We start from the raw sequence: 19,362 nt of genomic DNA, 5'->3' as shown, positions 1-19,362 counted from the left end.
GGGATGGCGATCCGCTTTGCCGGCAACCTGATGGTGATGGGACAGATCAAGGGGGCAGGCCATCTGCTGCCGGTTACCCGATTGCTCTCCCTGCTCAGCCTGATCGCCTTCCTTGGCTTCTATCTCAGCCATCACCTCTGGTGGCTGGTGGGCTTGACCCTGATCGCCAATTTTATCTACCCGACCCTGATGCCGGTAGGTGAGGCGCTGGCGACCCGCATGGTGGTGCAGGCGCATATCGACTACGGCAAGGTGCGGCTGTGCGGTTCGTTTGCCTTTATCGTTGCCTCGACCCTGGTAGGGGCGCTGGTGGGCAACTTCGGCAGCGACTGGATTTTGCACACCATGGTGGCGGGGCTGGTGCTGATGCTGCTGCTCAGCTGGCTGCCACTTAGTCCCGCGCCACAGGATGTGCAGGGGGAGCGCGCCAAGGCATCCTTGCTGGCGACCCTGCGCAGCGCGCCGGTGCGCCGCTTCCTGTTGCTGACCGCGCTGCTGCAGGGGAGCCACGCTGCCTATTATGGTTTCAGTGCCATCTACTGGAAGGCGCAAGGGTATAGCGGCACCATCATCGGTTACCTCTGGGCGATCGGGGTGGTGGCCGAGATCTGCATGTTCGCCGCCGACAAGCGCTTCCTGCAACGCTTCGGGGCGCAGAGCCTCTTTATCGTCGGAGCCATCGGTTGCGTGGTGCGCTGGGTATTGCTGGGGGCGTCGACCGAGCTGTGGGTGTTGGTGCTGGGGCAGCTGCTCCACGCGGTCACTTTCGGGGTGAGCCATCTGGGGGCGGTGCGCTTCATGACCCGCCAGCTACCGGCCGAGCAGTTGATCCCGACCCAGTCCCTCTACGCAGCGCTGGGTCTTGGCATGACGGTGGCGGCTCTGATGGCACTCTGCGGTGTGCTGTTCGAGCCACTGGGCGGCGGCATCTTCTTCCTGATGGTGCTGGTGGTCTTGCCGGTGTTCTTCCTGCGGCTGCGTCCCTCTGCGCAGGAGAGTGCTCCGGCCTGATATCTGTCTATCTGAACCATCACCTGGAAAAAGGGAGAGCCACGGCTCTCCCTTTTTCGTTGCTGTGGTTTGCGGCGTTACTGCTGCTCGCCAAGATAGAGGCGGCTGAGGCGGCGCCAGGTATCCGAGCCGATGGTGCCTGCAATCAGCTCATTGGATGCGGTATCAAAGCGGCCATCCGGCAGCCAGCCCAATTGGGGCAATAGTTGCGCCAGCATCACATCATTGTGTTGCAGCTCCCGCTCCAGCACTTCCCAGAAGGCGCTCCCTTTGACGTAAAAGAGCGGGTAGTAGGAGCGATCGCCCGCCATCACCTCGCGAGCTGCCCGATAGAGGCTGCTCTCGCTATGGGGCAGCTGTTTGCCCCGCTCGGCCAGCTCGTTGACTGCCGTGACCTGATGCAGCCGGAAGCGGCGCAGTGCCTTGATGGCGAGGTACTCGGCGAGGCTCTCGTTGACCCAGGTGGGTTGCGGCTCGGAGCGGCGAGCGCTGAGGATGTGTACCGCCTCGTGGGCCGAAGTGCGTAGCAAGCGCAAGGGGGCCTGTGGCGTCGGTTTGCCATTCATGGTGGGGTAGTTGGCGACAAACACCTGATCTCCGGCGGCGCCGCCGAGGGAGCGGGTCGCCACATCCCGCCCCAGCCACACCAGTTGCCACGGGTGAGTGGGTGGAGCCACATCGAGCTGGAAGGCCAGATAGTCGATGATCTCATTCAGTTGCTGCTGCAAGGCCGGCAGATCGAGCTGATTGGCGGTCTCGTCATGGCTCAGCACCAGCCGCGGCTCCGGCTTGGTGACGGGCACAGTTTGCAGACCAAACGGCAGGATCAGCGGCGGCTGGTTGACATCTGGCAGCGATTGGCAACTGCCATCCGGCAGACAGACCTCCCCTCGGCGGCTCCCAAGCTGGCGCACCAGATTGCCCCATTCGGTCAATAGCCACTGGTTGGGGGCAAACAACAGCGACTGTTGGGCCGAGGCATCAGCACCCACAGTCGGAGCCGTTGTGAGCGTGATCTGCCAGCCGATCTCTTTGCAAGAGAAGGGCTGGTTGAGGGCAACCGGCTGGTTGTCTGCAAGGCAGACCAGCGCAGGTGAAACCGGCGCGGTACTGCCAGGCAACTGGCGGGCGGGGAGTAGGGTAAAAGGGGGCTTGCCATGCATGGTGAGGCGCACTTGCAGCACATTGGCACTGGCGCCCTGCTCGATAAGGTAGCGGGGGCCGCTCGCGCCATCGGCGGCGCAGGCCCACAGCGGCAGTAGCCACAGGGCAAACAGGGTGATATGACGACTCATAAGGGGGTTAGCGCTCCTGCTCGTAGCCCAGCAGATCGCCGGGCTGGCATTTAAGTTCACGGCAGATGGCCTCTAGGGTGGAGAAGCGCACCGCCTTGGCGTGGCCATTCTTGAGGATCGAGAGGTTGGCCTCGGTGATGTTGATGCGCTGGGCCAGCTCGCGGGCGGTCATCTTGCGCTCGGCCAGCAGGGCATCGAGCCGGATGATGATAGGCATAGGATCCTCACACCGTCAGTTGCTGTTCGTCGGCCAGCAGTTTGGCCTCGCGCATGACCAGTGCCAGCGCCAGTACGATCAGTCCCGCCAGCAGTAGCCGGAAATCGGATGAGCTGATGGAGACGGAGCCATGTATCTCGGGTCCGCTCATGGTGAGGACGGTATCGAGCAAGGGGGTCTGGATCAGCTCGACGAGGAAGGAGACGCAGAGCAGCACTCCGATCTGCCGGTAGCGGCGGATCTGCTCGAAGGTGAACAGCAGGCCGTGGCGGTAGCCGCGAAACAGTTGGCGCAGTTGCCACAGCATCAGCATGAAGACCAGATCTGGCAACAACTGCACCAGGGTGCCGAGCAGTCGGTTGGCGGTACGTAGCGGATAGTCGGCAATGGTAAGAGGCGGCTCTGGGAAGAGGTCGAGGGACGGCGTTTCACCATTGACCAGCGGCACGCCATTGAGAATGTGCGAGCCGCTGCTGTGGATGATCTGGTTGAGCTCTTCTTGCAGCAGGTCATTGCCGCCAAACAGGTGGGACCAGGTCTCCATCAGGGTAATGGTGGGGGTGGCGAGTAGGGCAAACAGCAGCAGCCACTCGATCAGCACGCTCAGGCGTTCGAGTTTGGTCGTTCTCATCATGAACCTCATGGTGGGGGCCATCTTGCTGGCGAAATGGCTTGGAGTTTATTGTTTATCAATATGTATATGGGCGAATGTTTATCGTTTTACGATATTCAGTCAAGGCAAAATTTATTGAAAAACGATAATTTCAATCTGTCCGAAGGGGATGACTTTTGGCTGCTGCCTCTCTAGACTGGCGAGGCTGTATACAAAAACTCAACATGGACAAGGAGTTATCGATGCACCAGGGATGGCTGCTGATCGGATTGTCGCTCACCTATCTGGGGCTGCTGTTTCTGATCGCCTTCGTGGCAGACAAGCACAAACGGCACCGTCTCAAGGGACAACCGCTGCTCTACAGCCTGTCGCTGGCGGTCTACTGCACCTCCTGGACCTTCTTCGGCACCGTGGGGCAGGCGAGTGAATCCCCCTGGTCGCCGGTGCCCATCTACCTTGGCCCCATGCTGGTCTTTCTGTTTGGCTGGCGGCTGCTGGCCCGCCTTATTCTGGTGGCCAAGCGCGAGCACATCACCTCCATCGCTGACTTTATCGCCGCCCGTTACGGCAAATCCCAGCGGCTCGCCATGGTGATCGCCCTCATCGCCATCATGGGGATCCTCCCCTATCTGGTGTTGCAGCTCAAAGCCATCGTCACCGGGCTGGATCTGCTGATGGTCAACAGCGGCGGCATCAGCCCGACCAGCAATACCAGCGAGTTGGCGCTCGGGGTTACTCTGCTGCTGGCGCTGTTCAGCATCCTGTTCGGTACCCGCCATCTCGATGCCACCGAGCACCACAGGGGGATGGTGGTGGCCATCGCTTTCGAATCGGTGGTCAAATTGCTAGCCTTTATCGCGGTGGGGGGCTTTGCCCTCTGGCTGATCCTGAGCAAACCGGGCGAGGCTCACGAGCAGGTGACCCGCGACTTTTTTGCACAGGTGGTGGCGGTGAGCCCCGGCAACCTGCTGGAGCTTGCCATCTATACGGTGCTGGCGATGTGCGCCGTCATCTGCCTGCCGCGCCAGTTTCATGTGACTGTGGTGGAGAACAATCAGGGGCAGGATTTGCACTGGGCGCGCTGGATCTTCCCGCTCTACCTGTTCGTGATGGGGCTCTTTATCTGGCCGCTGGCGCTGGCGGGCAAGCAGTGGGTGGGGGCCGATATGGCCTCCGACACCTATGTGATCAGCCTGCCGATGGCACTCGGGTTCGATGGCATGGCGATGCTGGCGTTTCTCGGCGGCACCTCGGCGGCCACCGGCATGGTGATCGTCTGCACCATCGCACTGGCGATCATGGTGAGCAATGATCTGGTGCTGCCGGTGCTGCTGCGCCGCTTCTGGCGGCAGGGGCGCGACGAGCGGCTGGTAAGGCTGCTGCTGCAGGTGCGCCGTGGCGCCATCTTGCTGATCTTGCTGGCGGCCTGGGGGCTCTACCTCTGGCTCGGCGATCTCACCAGCTTGTCGCGCATCGGCTATCTCTCCTTTGGTGCGGTGGCCCAGTTTGCGCCGGCCCTGCTGCTCGGCCTCTACTGGCGTCACGGCAATCGCAAGGGGGTCTATCTTGGGCTGAGCCTCGGGGTAAGCCTCTGGTTCGTGACCCTGCTGGTGGAGAGCGGGCTGCTGGCCGGTTCACCGCTGGCCGAGCTGCTGGCGCCGCCGGACTGGCCCGCGTTTCGCGAGTTGAGTCTCGGGGCCTGGTGCATCTTCCTGAGCCTGCTCTTCAACCTGCTCGGCTATGTGGCAGGCTCGCTTCTGTCGCGCCCTGCGGTGAGCGAGCGGCTGCAGGCGGCCAACTTTGTCGGCAAGCCGAGCCGCGATACCGCCGCCCTCTATCAGGCGCGGGTCTCGGTCAAGGAGCTGGAGATGCTGGCGGCCCGCTTTGTCGGCTCAAGCCGGGTCAAGCGCGCCTTTGGTCGCTTCGCCGGTGAGCGGGGCGGCACCCTTGCTCCGCAGATGCAGGCCTCGGCCGAGCTGATTGCCCACACCGAGCGGCTGCTGGCGGGGGTATTTGGCACCTCATCGGCACGGCTGGTGCTCGCCTCTGCCCTGCAGGGGCGCAACATGCAGCTCGAGGAGATCGCCACCATAGTCGATGAGGCCTCCGACGTGTTTCGCTTCAACCGCGGCCTGCTGCAGGGGGCGATCGAGCATATCGGGCAGGGGATATCGGTGGTGGACAGGGAACTTCGGCTGGTGGCCTGGAACCGCCGTTACATCGAGCTGTTCCACTATCCGCCGGGGCTTATTCAGGCAGGGCGCCCCATTGAAGAGATCATCCGCTACAACGCCCAGCAGGGGCTCTGTGGCTCCGGTGATATCGAGGATCATGTGGCGCGGCGGGTCGCCTTTATGAAGCGCGGTAGCGCCCATATCTCGGCGCGGGAGCGTCCGGACGGGCGGGTGATCGAGATGCAGGGCAACCCCATGCCCGCCGGTGGTTTCGTCATGACCTTTACCGACATCACGCCGTTTCGCGATGCGGAGCGGGTGCTGCGCGAAGCGAACGAGCATCTGGAGGCGCGGGTGGCCGAGCGCACCCGTGAGCTCTCCGAACTCAACCGCCAGCTGCTGCTGGTGAACCAGCAGGTGGAGCGGGCCAATCAATCCAAGAGCCGTTTTCTGGCGGCGGTCAGCCACGATCTGACCCAGCCCCTCAATGCGGCCAAGCTGTTTACCTCCTCCCTGCTGGAGATGTTGCCCGATGCTGGCGAGCAGGCCCGCATTGCCCGCCATATCGATGATGCGCTGGGGGCGACCGAGGATCTTATCACCGATCTGCTCGATATCTCGCGGCTCGAAGCGGGCAAGTTCAAGGCCAAGAAGCTCGACTTCGCCCTGCGCGATCTGCTCGACAACCTCAAGGCGGAGTTTGGCGTGCTGGCGCAGGCGGGGGGGATCCACTTCTCGGTGGTGGAGAGCAAGCACGCGGTGCACAGCGATGTGCGGCTGCTGCGCCGGGTGCTGCAGAACTTCCTCACCAATGCGTTTCGCTACAACCCGGGGGGCCGGGTGCTGCTTGGTTGCCGCCAGATGGGGGAGAAGATCCGCATCGAGGTGTGGGACAACGGCCCCGGCATCCCGCAGGACAAGCAGGAGGCTATTTTTGACGAGTTCTCCCGCCTCGATCACTCCCGCACCGCCAAGGAGCAGGGGCTGGGTCTGGGGCTTGCCATCGCCCGTGGCATCTCGCAGGTGCTCGGTCATCAGCTCACATTGCAGAGCTGGCCGGGCAAGGGATCGGTCTTTGCGGTGACCCTCAATCTGGCGACCCGGCCGGTCACGGCCCATCAGCTGGCGGCGCCGGTGGTGCGTGACAGCCAGCTGGAAGGTGTAACCGTGCTCTGTATCGACAACGAGCGGGACATTCTGACCGCCATGAGCACCCTGCTCGGCCGTTGGGGCTGCGAGGTGCGCTGCGCCGTCGATCTGGCCGAAGCCGAGGCGCTGGTGGCTGACGGGTTTGTGCCGAGACTGGTGCTCTCCGACTACCACCTCGATGACGGCAAGACCGGGTTGGAGGCGCTCGCTGTCCTGCAACGGGTGTGTGGCGACGAGCTGGGAGGCATCATCATCAGTGCCGATCGCAAGAGCGAGTTGCAGGCGCAGATCCGCGAGCGGGGGTATGGCTACATCAGCAAGCCGGTCAAACCACTCAAACTGCGGGCCCTGATGAACAGCCTGCTGATGCGCTAGCCGCAGCCGGGGCGGCTAGCCGTGAACCGGCTCACAAAACCGCGCAATGATCCTGTGACCCGTGGTCATGGATGAATGCCGAAAACAGAGGTTTATTGGCGAAGATCTCTTCATCTTCCTGCGTAATGGCTGCCAGTTACTCTTTTGGCTTGCCACTGTCGGTGAACGCCGACAGTGGCAGACCGGATTGGCTCACTCTATAGTCGGGATGCGATTTTTTGCATCGCAAATGAAGTAACCGAAGGGCAAACCGATCGCAAGATCGGGACGCAAAGCTTCCGGTCCAGGGATGAGCCGTACTTGAGATAGCGGGGCCACCACAGGTTGTTGTGCACCTTTGCCAAGAGGCCGCACTGCCGTCTGCGTTACCTGTCAGGGCGTAGCCCTTTTCGTTGCCAACATAACGAAATAGGGAAATATAAAAATGCTAAGTCCAAAGCCTACCATGCTGGCCCTTGCGGTCGGTCTGTGCTGCGCCTCGTCCGCTTATGCTGCGGCGCCCGGCAAGCCGACCATCGGATGGGGCCCCACCAAGTTTTCCATCGTTGAAGTCGATCAGGCGGCCACTGCCTACAACAATCTGGTCAAGGTAAAGGATGCCGCCGATGTGGAGGTGAACTGGAACCTCTGGAGCGGCGATCTGGGCCAGAGTGCCAAGGTGCTGCTCAATGGTCAGGAGGTGTGGTCCGGCCCCTCGGCCGCGGCGGGCAGCGCCAAATTCAAGGTGAAGAAAGGGGGGCGCTACCAGATGCAGGTGGCGCTGTGCAACGCCGATGGCTGTACCCTCTCTGATGCCAAGGAGATCGTGGTGGCCGATACCGACGGCAGCCATCTGGCGCCACTCAAGGCGCCGCTGCAGGAGAACAACAAGCCCTACGCCAACAAGTCCGGCAAGGTGGTGGGGACTTACTATGTGGAGTGGGGGGTCTATGGCCGCAAGTTTACGGTCGACAAGATCCCGGCCCAGAACCTGACCCATATCCTCTATGGCTTCACCCCCATCTGCGGCGGGGATGGCCTCAACGACAGCCTCAAGGAGATCGAAGGGAGCTTCCAGGCGCTGCAGCGGGCGTGTGCCGGTCGCGCCGACTTCAAGGTGGCGATGCACGATCCCTGGGCCGCCATCCAGATGCCGCAAGGCAACCTCACCGCCCATGATGAGCCCTACAAGGGCAACTTTGGCGCCCTGATGGCGCTCAAGCAGGCCTATCCGAACCTCAAGATCCTCCCCTCGGTCGGCGGCTGGACCCTCTCCGATCCCTTCTATTTCCTCGGTGACAAAACCAAGCGCGATGTGTTTGTCGGCTCGGTGAAAGAGTTCCTGCAGACCTGGAAGTTCTTCGACGGTGTGGATATCGACTGGGAGTACCCAGGCGGACAGGGCGCCAACCCGAAACTGGGCAGCCCGAGTGATGGCGCCACTTATGTGGCCCTGATGAAGGAGCTGCGTGCCATGCTCGACGAGCTGGAGGCCGAGACTGGTCGCCAGTATGAGCTCACCTCGGCCATCGGGGCGGGGGGGGACAAGATCCAGGATGTGGACTACAAGGCGGCCCAGCCCTACATGGACCACATCTTCATGATGACCTACGACTACAACGGTGCCTGGAGCAACACCGAGCTGGGCCACCAGACCAACCTCTATGCAGCGAGCTGGGATCCCGATACCAAGTACACCACCGACAAGGCGGTGAATCAGCTGCTGGCGCAGGGGGTTGAACCGGGCAAGCTGGTGGTCGGGGCCGCCATGTATGGCCGTGGCTGGACTGGGGTGAGCGGTTATCAGGGCAACAACCCCTTCACCGGCAAGGCGACCGGCAAGGTGAAAGGCACCTGGGAGGACGGAGTGGTGGATTACCGCGACATCGTCAACAACCGGATGGGGGCGGGCTGGGAGAAGGGCTATGACGAGGTGGCCGAGGCGCCCTATCTGTTCAAGGCGGCGACCGGCGACCTCATCACCTATGACAACGAGCGCTCGGTCAAGGCCAAGGGGCAGTATGTGCTGGCCAACAAGCTCGGTGGCCTCTTCTCCTGGGAGATCGACGCCGACAACGGCGACATCCTCAACGCCATGCATGAAGGGCTGGGCCACGGCGAGGGGACGACTCCACCAGCCAACAAGCCGCCATTGGCCAATGCAGGCAGTGACCTCAAGGTGACCGGCCCGACCGAGGTGACGCTGGATGGTTCGGCCTCCCACGATCCGGAAAACAGCGCGCTCAGCTATAGCTGGAAGCAGATCTCCGGCCCGCAGGCTGCCCTGCTTGATGCCACTCAGGCCAAGGCCCGTGTTGTACTCGATGCGGTGACTGCCGACATCAATCTGGTGTTCGAGCTGACAGTGACCGATGACCAGCAGTTGAGTGCCAAGGATCAGGTGGTGGTCACCAACAAGGCGCCGCAGGCCAATCTGGCGCCGGTGGTGAATGTACCTGCCACGGCCTCTGTGGAGGCGGGCAAGCAGGTGACCATCAAGGCGACCGCCTCTGATCCGAACGGTGATCCACTCACTTATCAGTGGAGTGTGCCGGCAGGCATCACCGCAACGGGCCAGAACAGCGCCACTCTGGTGGTCACCGGCCCGAGCGTCACCAGCGACACCGGCTATGACCTGAGCGTCACCGTCTCCGACGGCGGGCTGGATGCCAGCGCGGCAACCCGTCTGACGGTCAAACCGGCCAGCAGCGGCGGTGGTTGCACGGCGACCGATCCGGATGCGGCCAACTGGCCACTCTGGAAAGCGGCCAGCACCTATAACAGCGGCGACAAGGTGAGCCACAACCAGCTGGTGTGGCAGGCCAAGTACTGGACCCAGGGCAACGAACCGAGCCGCACCGCGGATCAGTGGCTGCTGGTGAGCAAGGTGCAACTGGGTTGGGATGCCAATGTGGCCTACAACGGTGGCGAGCTCACCACCCATAACGGCCGTCAGTGGAAGGCGCAGTACTGGACCAAGGGCAATGAGCCTGGCAAACACGACGTCTGGCAGGATGTGGGAGCCGCCAGCTGTAAATAAGCATTGAATGGTGGCGGGGCATGCCGGTCATGCCCCGTTTTTTCTCCCCGCTTCGCCACATTCTGGCGGGTCTGCCAACCGGTTACCCACCCAGCTTCTCTTTTGTGCCTGCAAAGCAGCCCTTCCGAACTAGTGATTAATGCTCTCCCCGCTTGCTGGCATCTGTGCCGCACGCTGCTCTTTGCCAGCCATTGAGTCTGTTGATAAGCCAGATCATCCCGGCCAGTGGCAAGGCATAAATCGTCAAACGAACAAATTTGTCGTATCTGGATAACCGGGTGCGTGAGGGCAGTTCGCTGGGCATGAAGACACCTGCTGGCCATGCAAAGCGGCGATTATAAATTCATTAGTTGCGATACAGATGGGTCTTTTGTCGCATATTGTTCTTACTCATTGATTTTTCTCAATTTGGTGTGATGCAGATCAAAAAAATGGTGTGAGGTATCTGGTTGGAGGTGATGAGATTAGGTCTGCATATCCGGCTGTTTTTTAAACATTAATTTCTTGAAAGTGGGTAATTGTCGGGGTTGGTAACTGGTGGGCTGGCAATGGTCCGATTTGCTTACTTATCAGAATTACCCTACAGTCAATCGGCGATTATTTATCGCCAGAAATAACGTTGTGACAAGGGCAAACCGATTGAAAAGTCGGGACGCAAAGCTTCCGGTCTAAGGGTCAAGACGACCTAGGATAGCGGGGCCACCACAGTAGAATGCAGGCTGCCTTTGCCAAGGGGTGGCCGTTTTTGTGTCACCTGTCGTGTTGCGTTGCCCTTTCGTTTTTCCAATAACGAAAAGGAAAGCAATATGCTAAGTCCAAAACCTGCACTGCTGGCCATGATGGTCGGCACCCTGCTCGCCTCTTCCGCCGCTTATGCGGCAGCTCCCGGCAAACCCGCCATCGGTTGGGGCCCCACCAAGTTTGCCATCGTCGAAGTCAGCCAGTCCGCGACCGCTTATAACGAGCTGGTCAAGGTGAAGGATGGCGCCGATGTGACCGTCACCTGGAATATCTGGAACGGCGATATCGGCCAGAGTGCCAAGGTGCTGCTGGATGGCAAGGAGGTGTGGTCCGGTCCCTCTTCCGCCGCGGGTACCGCCACCTTCAAGGTGCACAAGGGGGGGCGCTATCAGATGCAGGTCGCGCTGTGCAACGGCGATGGCTGCACTCTGTCTGATGCCAAGGAGATCGTGGTCGCCGATACCGATGGCAGCCACCTTGCACCACTCAAGCCAGCCCTGCAGGAGAATAACAAACCCTATGTCAACAAGTCCGGCAAGGTGGTCGGTACCTACTATGTGGAGTGGGGGGTCTATGATCGCAACTTCACCGTGGACAAGTTGCCGGCCCAAAACCTGACCCATATCCTCTATGGCTTCACCCCGATCTGTGGCGGTGATGGCCTCAACGACAGCCTCAAAGAGATTGCCGGCAGCTTCCAGGCGCTGCAACGTGCCTGTGCCGGGCGCAAGGATTTCCAGGTCGCCATTCACGATCCCTGGGCCGCGCTGCAAAAAGGGCAGGGGTCACTGGTCGCCTGGGATGAGCCCTACAAGGGCAACTTCGGCAATCTGATGGCCCTCAAACAGGCCTATCCGGACCTGAAGATCCTCCCCTCCGTCGGTGGCTGGACCCTCTCCGACCCCTTCTTCTTCATGCATGACAAGGCCAAGCGTGATGTGTTCGTCGCCTCGGTCAAGGAGTTCTTGCAGACCTGGAAGTTCTTCGACGGTGTCGATATCGACTATGAGTTCCCAGGTGGCGATGGCGCCAACCCCAATCTGGGGGACAAGACCAAAGATGGTGAAACCTATGTGCTGATCATGAAGGATCTGCGCGCCATGCTCGACGAGCTGGAGGCCGAGACCGGTCGCACCTATCAGCTCACCTCCGCCATCGGTGCCGGTTACGACAAGATTGAGGATGTGGATTACAAGGCTGCCCAGCAGTACATGGACCACCTCTTCGTGATGAGTTACGACTACAACGGTGCCTGGAGCAATACCTCCCTGGGTCATCAGGCCAACCTCTATCAGGCTACCAACGGCTCGGCCAACAAGCGCTACAACACTGATGCAGCGGTGCAGCAACTGCTGGCGCAGGGGGTCGACTCCGGGAAGCTGGTGATCGGTGCCGCCGCCTACGGTCGCGGCTGGAAAGGGGTGAGCGGATATCAGGGCAACGATCCCTTCACCGGCACCGCCACCGGCAAGATCAAGGGCACCTGGGAAGATGGCGTGCTGGATTATCGCCACATCGTCAACAGCCATATGGGCGCAGGCTGGGAGTACAACTACGACGAGACTGCCGAAGCGGCGACCCTGTTCAAGCCCTCCACCGGCGAGCTGATCACCTATGACGACGAGCGCTCGGTCAAGGCGAAAGGCCAATACGTGCTGGCCAACAAGCTGGGCGGGCTCTTCTCCTGGGAGATCGATGCCGACAACGGCGACATCCTCAACGCCATGCATGAAGGCCTCGGTCACGGCGAAGGGGTCACTCCGCCCGCCAACAAGCCGCCGGTCGCCAATGCGGGCAGCGATCTGAGTGTCATCGGTCCGACCGAGGTGACGCTGAACGGCTCTGCGTCACACGATCCGGAAAATGGCGCTCTCACCTATAGCTGGAGGCAAGTCTCCGGCCCGCAAGCCACCCTGCATGATGCGACTCAGGCCAAGGCCCGTGTAGTACTGGATGCCGTGGCAACCGACATCAATCTGGTGTTCGAGCTGACGGTAACCGATGACCATCAACTGACAGCCAGGGATCAGGTGGTGGTGACCAACAAGGCGCCACAGCCCAACCTGCCTCCTGTGGTCACTCTGCCCGCCAACGTCAGGGTGGAAGAGGGCAAACAGTTGACCATCACCGCCAAGGCATCCGACCCCAATAGCGACGAGCTGATCTATCAATGGCAAGTGCCTGCCGGTATCACGGCGACCGGCCAGAACAGCGCCACCCTGGTGGTCACCGGCCCGGCGGTGGATGTCGAAACCGGTTATGACCTCTCTGTGACCGTCTCCGATGGCGCACTCGACGCCAACGCGGCCACTCGTCTCACCGTCACGCCGATCAACGAAGGCGGTGAAGGGGGCTCTTGCAACACCACAGATCCGGAAGCGGCCAACGTTCCCGCATGGCAGGCCAGCAAGGTCTACAACGGCGGTGACAAGGTGAGCCATAACCAGCTGGTATGGCAGGCCAAGTACTGGACTCAGGGTAATGAGCCGAGCCGCGCCGCCGATCAGTGGGCGCTGGTGAGTCAGGTTGATCTGGGCTGGAACGCAGCCGTTGCCTACAACGGCGGGGATCTCACCAACCACAACGGCCGTCAGTGGAAGGCCAAGTGGTGGACTCAAGGCAATGAGCCGGGCAAGCACGATGTCTGGCTGGATATCGGGGCAGCAAGCTGTAACTGAGGCCTCCTCACAGATGACGGGGCATGGCGACATGCCCCTCATTCCCGGTAGCAATATGAACGAGAACCCGACAATGACCACAAATGTGACCCGAATCGCAGCCCTCATCATGGCAACCCTGGCGGCTGGCCCCCTGTCTGCCACCACCTCACCCCTGATATTCAATGAGACGACACCGCAAAGCGATCTGGCGGGCAGTCTGGCTGCCAGCGTGCAGTTTGCCCAGAGCCAGATCCTGCCGTCCCATCCCAAAGAGGGGGATCGCCAACCCATCCTGACCAGCCTGCGCCAGAGCCTGCTGCTGGTGAAACCGCTCCAGGCCGACGGGGTGACCCCCATGACGGTGGATGCCCGTGACGGCAGCGGCAAGCTGCTGGGCACCCTGACCTTGTCGCCGCCATCAGCACTGCCCGAGACTGTCTACCACCTCGCGGGGGTTCCCGAAGGCGGAGTGAGCTTCATCCCGGAGAGCGGCACCACTGCCGTCATCAGCAGTAGTGCTGATTTGGCCAAACTGAACGACAAGAGCGGTGCCTTCCTCAAGGAGCGGCTGACTGGTCGCGCGCTGGTGGAGATCCAGACCGCCGACGGCCGCTGGGTTCGGGATATCTACCTGCCCGTGAGCCCGGACCTGGAGGGTAAGATGGTGCGCTTGCGTTCCAGCGCAGGCTACAACTCGACGATTTTCTATGGCGAGCGGCAGGTGACCGTCTCCCGTGGCCAGACCCTGCAGTTCAAGTTTGCCAACGGGCAGTGGTTCCGCGAGGGGGAGCTGGAGAACAACCGCATCACCTATGCAGCGGATACCTGGAGCGGCGAGCTGCCTGCCGAGTGGATCCAGCCCGGACTGAACCTCTCCGTTCGTCAGGGCAATCTCAGTGGTGAACTGCGTGACATCAAGGTCGGCGCCCCCGGCGAGCTGCTGCTGCACACCATCGACATCGGCTTGCTCACCACGCCGCGGGATCGCTTTGCCTTTGCCAATGACAAGGAGGCCCATCGCGAATACTTCCAGACCATCCCGGCCAGCCGGTTGATCGTCAGTCAGTATGCGCCGCTCTCCCTGCCTGAGGTGATGCTGCCCAACGGCACCTTGCTGACCGACTTTGACCCAAGCGAAGGGGGGTGGCATGGCGGCACCATGCGCCAGCGCATCGGCAAGGAGCTTATCTCCCACGGCATTGATAATGCCAACTACGGCATCAATAGCAGTGCCGGTGAAGGGGAGGGGAGCCATCCCTTTGTGGTGGCCCAGCTGACGGCGCACAACAGCCGCGGCAAATATGCCAATGGGGTTCAGGTGCACGGTGGCTCCGGCGGCGGTGGCATCGTTACGCTGGATGATTCGCTGGGCAACGAGTTCAGCCACGAAGTGGGCCATAACTTCGGCCTTGGCCACTATGTGGATGGCTTCCGTGGCTCGGTTCACCGCAGTGCCGATCAGCTCAACTCCAGCTGGGGTTGGGACAGTGACAAACACCGTTTCATTCCCAACTTCTCGCCGACCCGCACCAATGAGGATGCCTGTCTGGATGGCCAGTGCCAGCCGCCGTTCGATGGCCGCAAGTTTGGCTACGATGCGATGGCGGGCGGCAGCCCTCTCTCCGGCGCCAACCGTTTCACCCTCTATACCCCCAATTCCGCCGCCATCATCCAGCGTTTTCTGGAGAGCAAAGCGGTGTTCGATGCCAACTCGGCCACCGGCTTTAGCAAGTGGAACAGTGCGACGGCCAGGATGGAGCCCTATCAGCACACAATCGAGGGGATCGAGAAGGTCGATGCACCCATGGATGCCCTGAGCGAGGCCGGACTGAGTGCCCTGCTGGCGGATTACGGCTTGGTCAGGGTTGCCATGTGGGATGGACGCTGGACTCGTGATATCCGGGTGCCGGTTGCATCTGCGGACAACCGTGGGCGCAGTCTGACCATCGATCACGGGGCCGGTTACAACAGTCGTCTCTTTATCAACGGCAAGGAAATTGTGGTGAACCGGGGCTTTAAGAAGAGCTTCACCTCGGATGGCCAGAGCTGGGTGGAGGTCTCCCTCATCGATACCAAGGTTGCGCGCAAGCCCGAGCAGTTCGGCGTGCCGGTGACCACTCTGGTGGGCTATTACGACCCGCAGGGGAGTCTGCCCAGTTACATCTATCCGGCGCTGCATGGCGCCTACGGCTTCACCTATCCGGATGACAGCAACACCCTGTCCGGCAGTGACTGCCAGTTGCAGGTGGAGACTCGCGATGGTCTGCAGCGCTTCAGGCTGGCCAATCACAGAGCGGCCAGTAGTGTCATGAACAAGTTCCACATCAACCTGCCCACCGCCAGCGAGCCCGGCCGCGCCACCATCCAGTGCCGTGGCCAGACACTGGTACAGCAGAGCTTGCTGCCACCGCAGCAGACCCTCTCCTTTACCGTCAACGGGCGGCCGCTGGAGCAGGGCGTGGTTGAGAACCAGCCTCCGGTGGTGACCGTGCCGACGCAGCTCGGCGGCATCGGCGGTGAGTGGCTGACCATCACTGCCGAGGCGAGGGATCCCGAGGGGGATGCGCTGAGCTACCGCTGGCACTTCCCGGCGGGCTGGCAGGCGGAAGGCGAGACCAGTGCCAACCTGCGTCTGTTACCGCCGGTTGTCACCACCAGCGAGCAGCATGAGCTGAGTGTGAGTGTCTCGGACGGGGTACACCAGAGCGAAGGGCGCGTCGTGCTGACGCTGGCGCCCGTGGTCGACGGCTCTTGCAACACCACAGATCCGGAAGCGGCGAATGTTCCCGCATGGCAGGCCAGCAAGGTCTACAACGGCGGCGACAAGGTGAGCCACAACCAGCTGGTATGGCGTGCCAAGTATTGGACTCAGGGCAATGAACCGAGCCGCGCCGCCGATCAGTGGGCGCTGGCGAGTCAGGTTGATCTGGGCTGGAGCGCTACCGTTGCCTACAACGGCGGGGAGCTGACCAACCACAATGGCCGTCAGTGGAAGGCCAAGTGGTGGACTCAAGGCAACGAGCCGGGCAAGCACGATGTCTGGCTGGATGTCGGGGCGGCAAGCTGCCCCTAGGTTGAGTCCATGATGAAGATGGCGGAGCCTGTTCAGGCGGGTTCTGCCTTTTGCCACAAAACCATAGAGAGCAACAATAATGAAAAAAAACCGCATCACCCTTCTGCTTGCCAGCATGATGCTGAGCGGCCACCTGTGGGCGGCCGAGGCATACGACATCAACAAATCCTATCCGGGCGGCAGCCAGGTCAATTACAACGGCCAGGTTTTTGAGGCCAAGTGGTGGGTCAACCCGGGTCAGACTCCGGGCATGGCGGCCGCCAATGAGTGGGATACCCCGTGGAAGCTTGTCGGCGAAGGGGAAGTGACCCCGCCGGACACCGGTGGCGATGACAAGCCCAATCCGCCGACGCCTACCCCGCCGGATGGCAGCACCACCCCCGTCTATATGAGCCAGGCCGAGCTGGATGCCAAAGAGAAGGCGCTGACCGACTTCCCTGCGATGGAAGCGGTCAAGGCTTCCATCGCTACCCGGGACAATCTGGTAGTCGAGGCGGTGCAGCCGGGCCGTGCCGACAACCCGGGCAACGTCAAGCGGGTCGAAAGCCTGCTGAGCGAGAGCCAGTTCAACTACCTCTTCCCGCTGCGCACCCCCGAGTACACCTATCGCGGCCTGCTGCAGGCCGCGGCCAAGTTCCCGGCCCTGTGCAGCGACTACAGCGATGGCCGTGATGCCGATGCCATCTGCCGCAAGACCCTGGCGACCATGTTCGCCCACTTCGCCCAGGAGACCGGCGGCCATGAAAACTGGCGCCCGGAAGCCGAGTGGCGTCAGGCGCTGGTCTACGTGCGCGAGATGGGATGGAATGAGACCATGCGCGGTGGTTACAACGCCGAGTGCCGTCCCGATGTGTGGCAGGGTCAGCAGTGGCCGTGCGGTACTTTCGACAATGGCGAGTTCAAGAGCTACTTTGGCCGCGGCGCCAAGCAGCTCTCCTACAACTACAACTACGGCCCCTTCTCCGAGGCGATGTTTGGTACGGTGCGCACCCTGCTCGACCGCCCCGATCTGGTGGCCGACACCTGGCTGAACCTGGCCAGTGCGGTGTTCTTCTATACCTATCCGCAGCCGCCCAAGCCCTCCATGCTCCATGTCATCGATGGCACCTGGCAGCCGAATGACCATGACAAGCAGAACGGTCTGGTGCCGGGCTTCGGGGTCACCACCCAGATCATCAATGGCGGGGTGGAGTGCGGCGGCCCGGTCGAGCATGCCCAGTCCCAGAATCGCATCAACTACTACCGCGAGTTTGCCAACTACCTCGGAGTGGCGGTGCCATCCGACGAGGTGCTGGGTTGCAAGAACATGAAGGTGTTTGACGACAATGGCGCCGGTGCCTTGCCCATCTATTGGGAGCAGGACTGGAGCTATGTGGCAGAGAACCCCAACGGCGGCAAGAGTTACGCGTGCAAGCTGGTGGGTTACCAGACCCGTTTCAGTGCCTTCAAGGAGGGGGATTACAGCCGCTGCGTTCAGCACTTCTATCCCGAAGTGGTGATCGAGGATAACGGCGGTGGTACCAACCTGCCACCGGTGGCCAATATCACCGGCCCGGCGCAGGCCGAAGGTGGCAGCAAGGTGACCCTCTCCGGCCAGCACTCCAGCGATCCGGAAGGCAAGCCGCTGACTTATGCCTGGACAATCCCGGCTGGAGCCTCTGCCTCGGCACTGGATCAGGTCACTCTGGAGTTGACTCTGCCCAAGCCGGCCAGCGATACCAAGCTGGAGATCAAACTGACGGTCACAGATGAAGGTAATCTGAGCCGCAGCACTACCCATAGCCTGCAGGTGAAAGGGGAGGAGGGGGGCGTAACGCAGCCTGACTATCCGGCCTATAAAGAGGGGACTCCCTACAAGGCAGGCGAGCGGATCAGCAATGGCGGTGCCAGCTACGAGTGCAAACCGCACCCCTACACCGGCTGGTGCGCAGGCGCTGCCTGGGCCTATGAGCCGGGCAAGGGAACCGCGTGGAGTGATGCCTGGATCAAGCTGTGATCCGGCATTAAGCCGAAGCAATAAAAGATGGGGCCTGCGGGCCCCATTCTTGTTTGGTGGAGTTCAGGTTTGGCCGTGGAACATCTGGCCCGGACAGGACAGCGCCTCGAAAGGGCTGTGTGATGATGTGTGTTGTTTTTTTATTACATTTTCCGTGAAAGGCTTTCAGCAATTATTTGCCGTAGCGGAAGTAGTATTCACGGGTGGAGGGGGCATAGGCATCTTTCTCTACAACGCCGTTCTTGGTGGTTGCACCGCGCAGGTGGAACAGGACTGCCAGATTCTCAAACATGGTTTACCTCATCGCTCTGTCATTTATGGTTATGGTGTGTGACCTGGGTCACGGTTTGATCCTATGGTCATTTGTGAGCCAGATCAACTTTCTGTGTTGTAAATTTACATAAATCATGGAAAGGGTTTTCAAATGCAATGCCCTTTATGGAAAGGCTTTCCCTAGGTGTCGGGGGAGAAGCTGATGATCAGCCAGCAAAAGAGGCCTGAGAGCTGGGGCGTTGCACGGGGAAAGAGGCTCGCTGCACGGCCTCTCCTGTATAGGTGCTTGAGCCAATTTGTGACATAAAACAGAGAGATAGCACGCGCCTTGCTGGTAAAAACAGCGAACTGCTGCAATTTTGACTAAACGAATCAGTCGCGGCTATTTTAGGGTTGACAGCAAAGCGGGTGATGCCTATCATGCGCCTCCGTTGCCGGAGATAACTTCGGTGGCGCCGAGGTGAGTTGGGGTTATAGCTCAGCTGGGAGAGCGCTTGCATGGCATGCAAGAGGTCCGCGGTTCGATCCCGCGTAGCTCCACCAGGTTCCTGATTGACATGAAGTACCCAGGGCAGTGCGGTGTGTATCACCCAAGCCGACCTTTGTGGGGTTATAGCTCAGCTGGGAGAGCGCTTGCATGGCATGCAAGAGGTCCGCGGTTCGATCCCGCGTAGCTCCACCAAATTCTCCTCGAACAATCTGGAATCAAAGGGGTTATAGCTCAGCTGGGAGAGCGCTTGCATGGCATGCAAGAGGTCCGCGGTTC

At 61.1% G+C, this 19,362-nt stretch carries 10 protein-coding genes, 2 tRNA genes and 2 riboswitches; of the genes, 8 read left to right on the top strand and 4 right to left on the bottom strand.

Annotation, left to right across the window (positions count from 1 at the left end; all coding sequences use genetic code 11):
• A partial coding sequence (locus AACS18_RS15005) for a 3-phenylpropionate MFS transporter (RefSeq protein ID WP_108612587.1) occupies positions 1 to 1,011 on the top strand: 1,011 nt, incomplete at its 5' end.
• Positions 1,012 to 1,088: 77 nt separating this feature from the next.
• Here AACS18_RS15005 and AACS18_RS15000 read toward each other — a convergent pair.
• Genes AACS18_RS15000 through AACS18_RS14990 form a run of 3 tightly spaced genes read right to left on the bottom strand, consistent with a single transcriptional unit; the run spans position 1,089 to position 3,154 of the window.
• Positions 1,089 to 2,306, bottom strand: coding sequence for a hypothetical protein (locus tag AACS18_RS15000; RefSeq protein ID WP_108612586.1), 1,218 nt, complete (start codon positions 2,304 to 2,306; stop codon positions 1,089 to 1,091).
• 7 nt (positions 2,307 to 2,313) lie between these two features.
• Positions 2,314 to 2,523 carry a helix-turn-helix domain-containing protein gene (locus AACS18_RS14995; RefSeq protein WP_108612585.1) on the bottom strand — a complete coding sequence of 70 codons (210 nt, stop codon included), beginning with the start codon at positions 2,521 to 2,523 and terminating at the stop codon, positions 2,314 to 2,316.
• 7 nt (positions 2,524 to 2,530) lie between these two features.
• Positions 2,531 to 3,154 carry a DUF2975 domain-containing protein gene (locus AACS18_RS14990; RefSeq protein ID WP_108612584.1) on the bottom strand — a complete coding sequence of 208 codons (624 nt, stop codon included), beginning with the start codon at positions 3,152 to 3,154 and terminating at the stop codon, positions 2,531 to 2,533.
• Between the two features lie 224 nt (positions 3,155 to 3,378).
• On the opposite strand from AACS18_RS14990, the gene AACS18_RS14985 reads away from it, so the two are divergent.
• Together AACS18_RS14985 and AACS18_RS14980 are read left to right on the top strand one after the other, a co-directional pair.
• Entirely contained in the window at positions 3,379 to 6,834 is a 3,456-nt protein-coding gene (locus tag AACS18_RS14985; RefSeq protein ID WP_108612583.1) for a hybrid sensor histidine kinase/response regulator, read from the top strand.
• A 234-nt stretch (positions 6,835 to 7,068) separates the two neighbouring features.
• Positions 7,069 to 7,156: riboswitch (cyclic di-GMP riboswitch) on the top strand.
• A 102-nt stretch (positions 7,157 to 7,258) separates the two neighbouring features.
• Entirely contained in the window at positions 7,259 to 9,853 is a 2,595-nt protein-coding gene (locus AACS18_RS14980; RefSeq protein ID WP_108612582.1) for a glycosyl hydrolase family 18 protein, read from the top strand.
• A 136-nt stretch (positions 9,854 to 9,989) separates the two neighbouring features.
• On the opposite strand, the gene AACS18_RS14975 is transcribed toward AACS18_RS14980, so the two are convergent.
• Positions 9,990 to 10,157 (bottom strand): hypothetical protein, encoded by a 168-nt coding sequence (locus tag AACS18_RS14975; protein WP_258228723.1) that lies wholly within the window; start codon positions 10,155 to 10,157, stop codon positions 9,990 to 9,992.
• A 315-nt stretch (positions 10,158 to 10,472) separates the two neighbouring features.
• Positions 10,473 to 10,560: riboswitch (cyclic di-GMP riboswitch) on the top strand.
• A 99-nt stretch (positions 10,561 to 10,659) separates the two neighbouring features.
• On the opposite strand from AACS18_RS14975, the gene AACS18_RS14970 reads away from it, so the two are divergent.
• The 5 genes from AACS18_RS14970 (at position 10,660) to AACS18_RS14950 (ending at position 19,278) form a co-directional block, all read left to right on the top strand.
• A complete protein-coding gene (locus AACS18_RS14970; RefSeq protein WP_108612581.1) occupies positions 10,660 to 13,272 on the top strand; it encodes a glycosyl hydrolase family 18 protein in 2,613 nt (870 codons plus the stop codon).
• A 73-nt stretch (positions 13,273 to 13,345) separates the two neighbouring features.
• Positions 13,346 to 16,327 (top strand): M66 family metalloprotease, encoded by a 2,982-nt coding sequence (locus AACS18_RS14965; RefSeq protein ID WP_308810798.1) that lies wholly within the window; start codon positions 13,346 to 13,348, stop codon positions 16,325 to 16,327.
• Between the two features lie 79 nt (positions 16,328 to 16,406).
• Positions 16,407 to 18,323 (top strand): glycoside hydrolase family 19 protein, encoded by a 1,917-nt coding sequence (locus tag AACS18_RS14960; RefSeq protein ID WP_108612579.1) that lies wholly within the window; start codon positions 16,407 to 16,409, stop codon positions 18,321 to 18,323.
• Between the two features lie 740 nt (positions 18,324 to 19,063).
• A tRNA-Ala gene (locus AACS18_RS14955) sits at positions 19,064 to 19,139 on the top strand.
• 63 nt (positions 19,140 to 19,202) lie between these two features.
• Positions 19,203 to 19,278, top strand: a tRNA-Ala gene (locus AACS18_RS14950).
• The last annotated feature ends 84 nt before the right edge of the window (positions 19,279 to 19,362 follow it).

Source organism: Aeromonas sp. HMWF015, from assembly GCF_963878965.1.
Taxonomy (GTDB): domain Bacteria; phylum Pseudomonadota; class Gammaproteobacteria; order Enterobacterales; family Aeromonadaceae; genus Aeromonas; species Aeromonas veronii.
The sequence above is the reverse complement of the archived record's forward strand: the minus strand, read 5'-3'. Positions and strand labels throughout refer to the sequence as shown.

Excerpts from the sequence above, each read along its gene's own strand:
- AACS18_RS14965 (WP_308810798.1), top strand. The coding sequence starts at position 13,346 with ATGACCACAAATGTGACCCGAATCGCAGCCCTCATCATGGCAACCCTG.
- AACS18_RS14995 (WP_108612585.1), bottom strand. The coding sequence starts at position 2,523 with ATGCCTATCATCATCCGGCTCGATGCCCTGCTGGCCGAGCGCAAGATG.
- AACS18_RS14985 (WP_108612583.1), top strand. The coding sequence starts at position 3,379 with ATGCACCAGGGATGGCTGCTGATCGGATTGTCGCTCACCTATCTGGGG.
- AACS18_RS14975 (WP_258228723.1), bottom strand. The coding sequence starts at position 10,157 with ATGCCCAGCGAACTGCCCTCACGCACCCGGTTATCCAGATACGACAAA.
- AACS18_RS14970 (WP_108612581.1), top strand. The coding sequence starts at position 10,660 with ATGCTAAGTCCAAAACCTGCACTGCTGGCCATGATGGTCGGCACCCTG.
- AACS18_RS15000 (WP_108612586.1), bottom strand. The coding sequence starts at position 2,306 with ATGAGTCGTCATATCACCCTGTTTGCCCTGTGGCTACTGCCGCTGTGG.
- AACS18_RS14980 (WP_108612582.1), top strand. The coding sequence starts at position 7,259 with ATGCTAAGTCCAAAGCCTACCATGCTGGCCCTTGCGGTCGGTCTGTGC.
- AACS18_RS14960 (WP_108612579.1), top strand. The coding sequence starts at position 16,407 with ATGAAAAAAAACCGCATCACCCTTCTGCTTGCCAGCATGATGCTGAGC.
- AACS18_RS14990 (WP_108612584.1), bottom strand. The coding sequence starts at position 3,154 with ATGAGAACGACCAAACTCGAACGCCTGAGCGTGCTGATCGAGTGGCTG.